Annotated in this window: 4 protein-coding genes; all 4 read right to left on the bottom strand. The window is 40.6% G+C overall.

Features of this window, described 5'->3' with window-relative positions:
* A partial coding sequence (locus HMPREF1116_RS11800) for an accessory Sec-dependent serine-rich glycoprotein adhesin (RefSeq protein ID WP_000465518.1) occupies positions 1 to 2,639 on the bottom strand: 2,639 nt, incomplete at its 3' end.
* 682 nt (positions 2,640 to 3,321) lie between these two features.
* A complete protein-coding gene (locus HMPREF1116_RS12070; protein ID WP_007554792.1) occupies positions 3,322 to 4,455 on the bottom strand; it encodes an SIALI-17 repeat-containing surface protein in 1,134 nt (377 codons plus the stop codon).
* A 25-nt stretch (positions 4,456 to 4,480) separates the two neighbouring features.
* A complete protein-coding gene (locus HMPREF1116_RS12225) occupies positions 4,481 to 4,636 on the bottom strand; it encodes a hypothetical protein (protein WP_007554773.1) in 156 nt (51 codons plus the stop codon).
* A 58-nt stretch (positions 4,637 to 4,694) separates the two neighbouring features.
* Positions 4,695 to 9,812 carry an alpha-L-fucosidase gene (locus tag HMPREF1116_RS11660; RefSeq protein WP_007554785.1) on the bottom strand — a complete coding sequence of 1,706 codons (5,118 nt, stop codon included), beginning with the start codon at positions 9,810 to 9,812 and terminating at the stop codon, positions 4,695 to 4,697.
* Positions 9,813 to 9,836 lie beyond the last annotated feature (24 nt).

The following is a 9,836-nucleotide window of genomic DNA, read 5'->3' as shown; positions in this document are numbered from 1 at the left end:
ACATTACCATTCACTTCTTTATAAACATAAGTGATGGTTGATTTTGGTTTAGTAACCTTACCTGAAACTGGATCAGACTTTTCAAGGTGACCATTCTCATCAACCTTACCTACTGGATAGTCACCCTTCGGTACGATCTTATATGTCTTACCATCTTCACTCTTGATTGTGTTTGGTTTTTCACCTTCTTCAGTGGTGTCATATGGTGTATCGTATGGTGAGTTTGGTGTATCTTGACGAGGTTTTTGAATCTCTTTACCATTTTCATCTACATAAGTAATAACCACTTCACCTTTTGGCTTTTCTTTAAGTTTGTAGATGTAAGTTACATTCTTATCCTCTTTGGCAACTGCACCTGTTGTTGGGTCTGTTGACTTCAAGTGACCTTCCTCATCAACTTCACCTACTGTATAGTTACCAGCTGGTACCAGTTCATAAGTCTTGCCTTCGAATTCAATTTCTTGTGGACGGTTGTCAACAACTGTATCATAGGCCTTATTAATTGGTTGGTCTTTTTCATCAGTTACATCTGGCTTAATAAGCTTACCTTCTGTATCTTGATAATGCACGTAAACATTACCTGTAACTTCTGATTTACGGTAGTAGTGAGTTACATCTGTAGAAATTTGTTTAACAGAAGGAAGTGAGTAGTTGTTGAAGAATGATGGATAGCCTGAAGCTTTATCTCCTGGTGTATTCCCACCGATGATATTAGAAGTATTATTTCGAACAGGATCAACATCCGTTGAGAATTGCGGTGAGCCCGTAAAGGCATCCCCTGTTGCTTTATTGTACCAACCACTCAAGCGCACATTCCCATTTCCACTATCAGTATATGTTTGTACACGAAGATGGTATTGTCCATCCTTACTGTCAACATATCCCAAATCTTTTAAGGCATCTGTTGTTCCAGCAGGTGTTGGCTTACCTCCTGGTTTAACAGGATCTGAGGTATACAACAATGTATAGTTATCTAAATTAAGATTATTTACATCAGTTGCCGGGCTATATGATGACACCTTCGAAGGATCTAAAGCATACAATTTAACAACAGATGTCCCATCTTTATCGACTTGTTCTACAATACGTTTCACATAGTAGTGAGCGCGCCCACCCTGAAGTTCTAGGTACTTAGCTCCAACACCACCTAAGAAACCGCTCATATCTTTTTCTGCATCAGTCCGTGTGAATTCGTAACCTTCAAATGTACGCGGATTAGAGGCGTGATAAGCTTGGCTTTCAATACCCGTTTGAGCGTATGAAGCCAATTCCTCGTTCGTACCCTCTACCTTATAGTGGGTGGTATGGGTTACTTTTTCAATTGGGATGACCGTTTGAACATTCGGTTTTGTTTCTCCAACATTTCCTGGTTTAACTGTATCACGAACTTGAAGAATATGGTGTTTATATCTGTCATCTAAAGTAGGACCAGCATCGCGGTTGTTAGTCCATGTTCCCAGAATTTGTGAAGCTTCTCCAGAAGTATATTCAAATTGAGGTGCATAAGTAGGATTTTCTTGCACTAAAGTCTTAAATTGGTAAATTGACTTGGCAGTCATATCCAAAGTTTCTACTTCTTTGCCCGTAGCTTTTTCTACCAAACGGGCATGAACAGTTGGCGTCTTTGTCGTTCCTACAGCAGAACGGTCTACTGAGAAGGTGACATAGTAGCCACCATTGTTATAGGTAACACCACCTTGATTTGCAGAACCTGCCCAGTTTTGAAGATCCCAGATTGAATAAGTATAGCGATCTGTATTTGGATCCAATTGATAATTTGCATTGTTCCATGCTGGATCCTCAATTGAAGCTCCATTTGGTTCATCCATTTTTGGAGAAACAGATGTTGCTGTCAGTGTATTTGAAGTTGAGATAGCATCCAGTTGTGCTGATACTGCAGGTGCACCATTGACAGTTGTATTTCCATTGAAACCTGCGGCTTTCAAGGTTGCCATCATATCATCTACTGACTTGCTCAAACGTGCACGTTGATCAGCGTATGATTGAGCAGTAGCTTCCGTCAAATTAGTTCCGGCTGATAATTCTGATTGAACTTTAGCAACTGCGTCACTGATTGCTGCTTTTTGCTCTGAATTTTGATGGTTTGACGCATATTTATCTGCAATTTTTGTCAACAAAGCTGCTTCAGAAGCATTTTGTTCTAAGACAGCTTTATCATCCACCGCTGGAACATCTTCAGCTACCTCAGTTGAAGTTGCTGCTGTTACCTTTGCTTCTGTGGCAGATTCGTTGTCAACTACTGGTGACTCTTTAGAATCTTGCTCACTTAATGATTCTGATCCTGTTGCAACTTCTGCTGAACTTACTAAAGCCGATGTAGGAACTGCGTCCTTCCCTTGCTCATCAGCATACCCTGTATTTACAAGTGTTGTTGCACCGAGGACAGCTGTTGCTACTACGATTCCTTTTATGAAACCTCGACTAGTCAATCCCTTAACTGAAGCAGCATCTTCACGTACCTCGGCTACGATAGTTTCTTCGACTTGACCTCGAATCACTTTTAGAAGCCCAAAGTTCGAAGTAGATGCGCGCAACCAATTCTTACCCGACTTAATCAATTTGAACCGAGTCACTCGATCGGTTTCACGGAATTCACCGTTTGAACGTTTAAAAAACATTGCAGTCTCCTTTTTTAATTATATTCACTTTCATTATACATTATTACTGTATAAAAGCAAGAAATATGATATTTAATAACAAAAATACTATAAAAAATATATAATGATACAAAAATCATATATATCACTTTGATTAAAAATATGATAATTTCTATAAAATATATAAATGAAGCTATTTAAATTTAACATTAATAACACTTAAAATCATTATCTAAGAATGAAACAGGGTACGAACAAAAAAACTAAGAATAAAATAGGATATTATAGGCGAAATACCATCCAAGATTTCAAGATTCTTATATAAAACATATGAACACATATCTGTCGTTCTGCAAATAGTTTTTTTGCTCTCTAGTATCATCAAATTGAATATAGGTCTTCTAGAAGATTTACACACCTCCAGAACCTAGCTTCATTACTACGAAGCGAATTCATAGTATTCCCAACCTCTACAGATCTTAACTTTCATCACCCCACTACAGTTGACAAAGACCCCAAAAAGCGAACAAGACCAGCTTCTGTTTATCAGAAAACTCGTTTTGCTCGCTTTTTATAATTGAGATTAGTTATTGGTTTCAATCTCTAAAGTTTGGACAGTTATTACAGCAGTTTCTTTAATATTCTGCAATAAGTTCCATAAAATCTATACTTCCTCAACAGTCTTTCTTGAGTTTGACAGATTCTATTCGTCTTCTTTTTTCTTTCCCATTGCAGCTAGACCAAGAAGTGCTCCTACAGCTCCTAAGCTTGCAAGGGTAGCAGTTTCTTTAGCGCCTGTCTCAGGGAGAATATTTTGACGATTTGTAGGTGCTTGATAAGTCTTATCTGGTGATATATCCTGAGCCACATGCGACTGTTCATCCTTGTGTGTAGCGACTTCATGAATAGCTGCTTCTGAACCATTTACACCACCATTAAATCCTGGAACTTGATGGATAGGTGCTTCCCCACCAGAAACTCCTCCTTCAAAGTTTGGAACTCTGTGGACAGCTGCTTCAGAGCCATTCACACTACCAGTAAACTCTGGTACTTCATGGATAGCTGCCTCAGAACCATTCACACCACCAGTAAACTCTGGTACTTCATGGATAGCTGCTTCTGAACCATTCACACCACCAGTAAACTCTGGTACTTCATGGATAGCTGCCTCTGTTTTGCCTGATTCTTCTTTCTTAGTTCCGACTAGCACAATCTCATCTTGCGCCACTTCAACAACTTCACGCAATTTTTCAGTCCGGCTTCCATCTGGTGCTACTTCTGTTAAGATACGTTCCTTGCCTGCGCGACCTACCTGAGTTACGCGAGTTTCACCTTCTGGCAGAGTTGGATCTTCTCGTTTAACAGTCTTGAAGTTGAGAGCTTCTTCTACTACCTCAAGGTTTGGTTGAGTAAAGCTCAATTTTTTAACGCCATCACCTGGCACAGATGTTCCTTCAAAAGTACCAACTTCGATGACACGATCTTGAGCTTCTTCACGTTCAACCTTAACTGTCTTACGTGTATCTCCATCTACTTCTACATATGTCGTTACTTGACCTGCTTTACCTTCTGAAACAACTTGTTCCTTGCCTTTGGCTAAGAAGGTATTCTCACGATGAACAGTATTAAAGGCGATTTGTTCTGTCGTTACTTCAAGACTTGGTTGCGTTTGAACTAATACCTTATCTCCTTCAGTTGGAAGATTTGAATGTTTTACTTCCTCTTTTGGAGTCGCTTGAAGTTGGTTGATAGAAGTTAGAGCTGCTTGCAAGGCCTTATCGACTGCATCCTGAGTTTTAGCTGCTTCGATAGCAGTAAGAGCCTGTCTGAAACTCACTAGTTTCTTCTTAGCTTCTTTATCGCTACCTATCCTTAGTCTTGTTTTGAATAGCCTCTGCCAACTTGCCATGCCTTATCATAGTCAATCTTAGGCTCTTCTGGTTGGCTGGTTGCTCTGGTTTTTCTTCCTCTTTCGGAGTTGCTTGAAGCTGGTTGATAGAAGTTAGAGCTGCTTGCAAGGCCTTATCAACTGCATCCTGACTTTTAGCTGCTTCGATGCGAGCTGTCTGAAACTCACTAGTTTCTTCTTAGCTTCTTTATCGCTCCTAGTTCCTTGCTCTTGTTTTGAATGCTTCTGCCAACTTGCCATAGCCTTATCATAGTCAATCTTAGGCTCTTCGGTGGCTGGTTCTCTGGTTTTGGTTCCTCTTTTGGAGTCGCTTGAAGTTGGTTGATAGAAGTTAGAGCTGCTTGCAAGGCTTTGTCTACCGCATCCTGAGTCTTAGCTGCCTCAATAGCAGTAAGAGCTTGCTCTGATAACTCAACTAGTTTCTTCTTAGCTTCCTTATCATCACCTAGTTCTTTGGTCTTGTTTTGAATAGCCTCTGCTAGACTTGCCATAGCCTTATCATAGTTAGGCTCTTCTGGTTGAGCTGGTGTTTCTTCGACACCGTAGTTTTCTTCCTTATCAAGGATCGTTTGCAAGACTGTAGCTGTTTTGAGAACTTCTTGTGGTTTAGCATCACTTGCTGAAAGTTGCTCTGATAATTTGTCCAAGTTTGACTTAAAGGCTTGACGTGCCTCTGGAGTGTTCTTCAAGCTTGTTTGGTCAAATTTATCCAATTCATCCTTCCAGTTCTTCATAGCTTGAAGCAACTCTTCTTTGGTATAAAGAGCACTATCTTCTCCATGCGTGATAAACTGGTCAACTTGGATACCAATATTTTTCGTAGTATCATTACGTTTTGGATCCAATTGCAAGGTTACAGCATGCCAACCTTCTTCAAGTCCTGTTAGACGAACGAGAGTCTGATCACCTTGACGTGTGGCAGCTGTACCACTGAAGTACTTCTTACCGTTGTATTCAGACGCATTACCTAGGCCATCTTGATACTCGACTCTTCTACCGTCTAACGTCACCTTGTAGATACCATGACCTGGGTCTACAAAACCTTTAATTTCGAGACCTGTACCGTAGAAGTAGGCTGTTACGCTAGCATTTTTCTTCTGCTCTTCCGTTAAACGACCAAATGACGCCCAAGACTCAGTGTTTTGGTATTTACCTGATGAATTGGTTTCATGGTGCCAACCTGGGCTATAGTCAAGTTGACTGGCCTGATCATCATGACTGACTTGATCTTTTTGAAGCAATTCAGCTTTCATCACTCGAATCGTTGCTTCTGAAGCAAAGCCAAGCAAAGCTTCGTCTGAAGCGCTTGTCATTTTCACTTTGAAGTCAAAGATAGAGTCAGCTTGCTCCGTAAAGTCAATTGTTGGAATTGTCAAAGTCTTTTCTGTTTCACCTTCTTGGAAGGTCAAATCAGCTGTTGTATCCTTATAAACCTTACCGTGAACCCCTGTTCCTGGTTCAGTCACGACATGGACTGTTGCAGCTCCTTTGCTACCACCAACACGTTTAATGGTTACAGTAACTGGTTGGCCTTTTTGAACTTCATAGGTAGTTTCTTTCAACTCAAACATACCTTTACCAGCATTATTGAGCGTGTAGATACCTTCAGTTGCAATAGCTTTGCCAGTTTTGTTGACGAGTTTGATGGTGTGTTCACCTGGAGCCAAGTCATCTGTCTCATAAACCATCTGGCTACGTTTACGAGCTGCATTATTAGTTTGTACGTCTGCAACCTTTTGACCATCCACATAAACTGACATTTCACCGTGATTTGGATCCACTGTAGATACGACATAAGCCTTAGTTCCATTGAAACGGTAGGTTACGCTAGCATCTTTTTGATTGGTCCACATGGATGTTCCACGAACGCCTTCGGATTCGTCATACCAGGTTGTATTTGCTTTATCAGCTGTTGTATTTGAATGGTAATCCAAGCCTAGAGGATAGCCGTCTGTTTTTTCGATACTACTTGGTGTCTTATAAACAGAGAAGTTTGTCAAAATAGGAGTTGCTTGTGAATTCGTGATAGTCACACGAATCTTTTGTGCTTCCACAGGTTGACCTTGGACGAGACGACGATAACCAACAGTCGAACCTTCTCCATATGGAACCCAGCGACCATTGAGCTCAACTTCAACCTTAAATCCAGAGATACGTTGACCTTTAGCAATATCTTCTTTGAGTTCGACTACGTCAAAGCGTCTCTTTTGACCGAGATCCACAGTAAATTCACCTGTCTTGGCATCATTTGACAATGCCCAACTAGTATCATCCTTACCATCGGTTAGGTTGCTTGCTTGATACAAGTGATTCTTACGAGTAGAGCTTGCAGTTACAGTTGCTCCCTTGGCGAAGTCAGTCGCATACATTTGATCCAAGGTTGCTCGGAATTCTTTCAAGCGAGCCACATCTGCATCTGCGAATTTACCTTCTTTATTAGGTGGAATATTGAGGAGAAGTGGCGTTCCTCGACCAACAGACTTGAAGTAGATATCCATCAAATCTTTGATTGATTTTGGTTGTTGATTGTCATGGTAGAACCAACCTGAACGAATAGAAACGTCTGCTTCACCGACAGAGTACATATCTCCTTCTGGGTCTCCATGGTTGAGATATTCATTCTTCACATCGTCAGTGATTTTAGCTTTCTTAACCTTATGCCAAACTGGATCTCCAGCGATACCACGTTCATTACCGATCCAACGGACACTTGTTGGTTGAGCAGAGAAGATAGCGATATCTCCTTCAGCTTCCTTGATGTACTTGAACCATTCGTCAAAGGTGTAGGTTACTTTTTGAGCTCCGCTACCACGCGCACCGTCCATCCAAACTTCGATAAATTTACCATTATTTCCGTATTTAGGATTGCCAAGGATTTCTTTCAGTTGGTTGAGGTAGTATTCGTTGTACTCTTTTTCAGTTGAAACATGATATTTAGGGTTATTGGCATCCCATGGTGATAGGTAAACACCCATATTCATGTCATACTTCGTTGCTGATTTAGAGATTTCTTCGAGAAGGTCTCCCTTACCGTCTTTCCATGGACTTGCAGCTACCGTATGGTCTGTGTATTTAGATGGATAAATTACAAAACCGTCGTGGTGTTTGACAACCATGATTGTTCGTTTGAACCCAGCATCCTTCAAAGTCTTAATCCACTGGTCTGTATCAAGGTTTGTTGGATTAAAGTTTTGAGGATTTTCTCGACCATTTCCCCACTCAGAGTTGGTATAAGTGTTCATACCATAGTGGATGAAGGCAGCCAATTCTTCCTTGTGGTAGTCCAATTGGGCCTTGCTTGGTAGTGGTCCATAGTTTCCAATTTCTGTTTCTTCGTCTTTTGGATCCACTACTGGAGTTGCAGGAGTTACTGGTTTTGGATCTTCAATTTTTTCGTATTCCAAAATAACTTCATTCACCCCTTTATGTTGGATTGTTGCTTCTTGGCTTGCATTGACTGCACGGTAGCCTGCAATGTCTTTGGCTTGGAATCTGTGAACAAAGGAAACTTCATATTCTTTACCATCGTTATCATCCACAGTTGCAGTTGCCAATTCTTGGTCGGTACCTTTCAAACGATAATGAACGTCAAAGGAACCTTTATTGACCTTATAAACAACCTTGATAACGCGAGTTCCTGCAGGAGCCTTGCTCACAACGCTATAATCATCTTCCCAAGCATCTTTTAGTTGCTTATTGACAGTTTTGCCATCAATCGATACAATCTCATATTTTTCTTTATTCTTCTTGAAGAAGTCAGTCTTTTCAATTTCTGTTTTATAGTTATAGTCGAACTGAGTTCCAACTTCTGTCTTTTCAACAAAAGTATCGTTTTCTTTGACTGGATTATCATTTTGGTCTAGGTGTTCGACAACAACTCGTCCATAGTCAACACCTTCAAGGAGAGTTGCTACACCACTTTCATCGAAGGAATATTTGTTTTCACCGATAACAGCTGTCTTATTTCGAAGCATTTCTCCCTCTGGAGTGAAGTAATAACGATTGCCGTTATCGCCTTGATACCAGCCTTTAACACCGTACTTGTCAATGATTTCTTTGACCCATGCCAATTGTTCTGGTGAGAGGACAAGCCCTCCTCCAAAGCGATCTTTTTCAGCAATGTTTGCATTATCAACAGTACCACGTTGGTGAATTCCGATAACTTTTCCTTCACCGTTGATAATTCCACCACCTGAAAGACCTGATACAGAAGTCAAACGATAGGTAACACCCACTGTTCCCTTATCATCATACTTTTCAGTACCTTTAACAACACCGTCCGCCTTATACAATTGACCTGGAACAATTGGTTCCTTCAATTCTGGAGACGTTGAATCTGTAGGGTAACCGATGGTGCTAACAGGTTCTCCAGCTTTGTATTCTCGATGTTCTGCTAAAGGAGTAAAGGTAGCTGCCTTATTTGGACTTGCAATTGAAAGTGGAACTGGGGCTACAACCAAGGCTAGGTCATTCTTATAGCCTTCACCGAATTTTTCTTTGTTCCAGAAATGAATATCTTTTTCCTTGAACAAAACAGTATTTCCTGAGCTTGGCAAAGAATTATTCTTAGCAGTATTTGAACCTACATTGTAATAGAACTTAGCCGTATCACCACCACGGATAGAACCCGCATTAGTATCTGCATCCTTGACCAAGAAGTTGTGGGCCACTGTCAAGATGACATTTGGAGCAACAAAGATACCTGAACCTGAGTTAAGGTATCGCTGACTACCGCCATTGGCCAAAGGTGAGCTAAAGATTGAATAAACCATAGTAGCAGATGTTGCTGGTTGACCTTCATAATTGATATGCTTAAGGTCTTGTCCACCATTGATAATGGCTCTATTTTCTTTTCCAGCTTCAGATGGAGCTGCTTCTGTAGGTTTCAAAATGCTCTTAGTCTCTACTTGTGGACTTTCTTTCTCTGAAACAATTGCTGAAGTATCAAGCTTTTTCACTGGTGTATCAGGATAAGCACGATCAGAAATTTCTTCAGGGAGTAAATCGCCAGCCACTTCAGCAGTCTTTCCTTCCCCTGCTACTTTCTCGATAGCAGGTTCTGTTTTTTCAGTTACTTCTTCTTTAACTGCTTCTTCTTTTTTATGATCTACATCTGCCACTTCTTTTGCTTGACTATCTACTTCAAGTTTTGGTTCCGTCACAAGTTCACTAGCCGCAACATTACCAGATGCAAAAAAAGCAAGACCGACTGCTACAGAAGCAACACCAACAGTCAGTTTACGAATACTAAATATTCGACCTTTTTCTAAAAAATATTGTTTCATCAAATACTCCTAATCTTCTAGAGC

The organism is Streptococcus sp. SK140 (assembly GCF_000259525.1).
GTDB lineage: Bacteria > Bacillota > Bacilli > Lactobacillales > Streptococcaceae > Streptococcus.
The sequence above is the reverse complement of the archived record's forward strand: the minus strand, read 5'-3'. Positions and strand labels throughout refer to the sequence as shown.

Bases quoted from the DNA above. Each gene is read 5' to 3' on its own strand.
- HMPREF1116_RS11660 (WP_007554785.1), bottom strand. From the start codon at position 9,812: ATGAAACAATATTTTTTAGAAAAAGGTCGAATATTTAGTATTCGTAAA.